The organism is Shewanella sp. MBTL60-007 (assembly GCF_019654915.1).
Taxonomy (GTDB): Bacteria; Pseudomonadota; Gammaproteobacteria; order Enterobacterales; family Shewanellaceae; genus Shewanella.
Genome location: NZ_BPET01000154.1, coordinates 1 through 864, shown reverse-complemented (window position 1 = coordinate 864; position 864 = coordinate 1). Strand labels below are relative to the sequence as shown.

The following is an 864-nucleotide window of genomic DNA, read 5'->3' as shown; positions in this document are numbered from 1 at the left end:
ATGGAAGTTTTGCGGCATTCTGGCTACACAATAACGAGGGAAGACTTGCTCGCGGCTGCAACCCTGCTTGCTCAAAATCTATTCAAACATGGTTGTGCTTTGGGGAAATTATGAGGGGATCCCTCAGGGCTTTGGTATGGGAGCAACACCAACAGCAATTGCGAATATGCAAACAGTCACAAAAGCATTTGGACCATCACATAAAGCTTTCCTTGTCGTTCCTATGGTCGGTGCCTTTATTGTTGATATTTCAAACAGTATCTTAATTAAAATATTTATTGAAATTGGTACATACTTTACCTAATAGCTACACACTACTCGGCGTACTTCTCCTAACAATTTATTATAGGGCAGTATGCCGAGCCGCTTTCTTACCCCGTATATTCCCCTAGTCAATCTATTTAGCTTGCACGTTTACGAATTAATTCTCGTGACAACTAAACCAAAATTTGAATTATGACGAGTATATCTGATTATTTATACTTTATTCGTTAGAATAGTCCGTAGAAATAAATAATCAGTAGGCTACATGGAATGAAATTAAGACATCTCGATATCTTTTATGCTGTAATGACTTGTGGTTCCTTAACGCGTGCGGCTGAAGTTTTACATATTTCTCAACCCGCGGCGAGTAAAGCACTCAAACATGCTGAGCACTGAGAGATCCCCTCATAATTTCCCCAAAACGTAACCATGTGTGAATAGATTTTGAGTAAGCAGGGTTGCAGCCACGAGTGAGTCTTCCCTTGTTATTGTGTAGCCAGAATGCCGCAAAACTTCCATGCCTAAGCGAACTGTTGAGAGTACGTTTCGATTTCTGACTGTGTTAGCCTGGAAGTGCTTGTCCCAACCTTGTTTCTGAGC

At 41.0% G+C, this 864-nt stretch carries 1 protein-coding gene and 2 pseudogenes; 2 read left to right on the top strand and 1 reads right to left on the bottom strand.

The window, feature by feature from the left end:
• Nucleotides 1-127: 127 nt before the first annotated feature.
• Nucleotides 128-304 (top strand): annotated as a pseudogene (locus tag K5Q92_RS23785) (sodium/glutamate symporter); the annotation flags it as partial.
• Nucleotides 305-534: 230 nt separating this feature from the next.
• The gene (locus tag K5Q92_RS23780) at nt 535-660 is read left to right on the top strand and encodes a LysR family transcriptional regulator (protein ID WP_001303004.1); all 126 of its coding nucleotides are present in this window, start codon (nt 535-537) and stop codon (nt 658-660) included.
• A 9-nt stretch (nt 661-669) separates the two neighbouring features.
• Here K5Q92_RS23780 and K5Q92_RS23775 read toward each other — a convergent pair.
• Nucleotides 670-864, bottom strand: a pseudogene (locus K5Q92_RS23775) (IS4 family transposase); the annotation flags it as partial.

Coding starts and splice junctions, on each gene's coding strand:
- K5Q92_RS23780 (WP_001303004.1), top strand. CDS start 535: ATGAAATTAAGACATCTCGATATCTTTTATGCTGTAATGACTTGTGGT.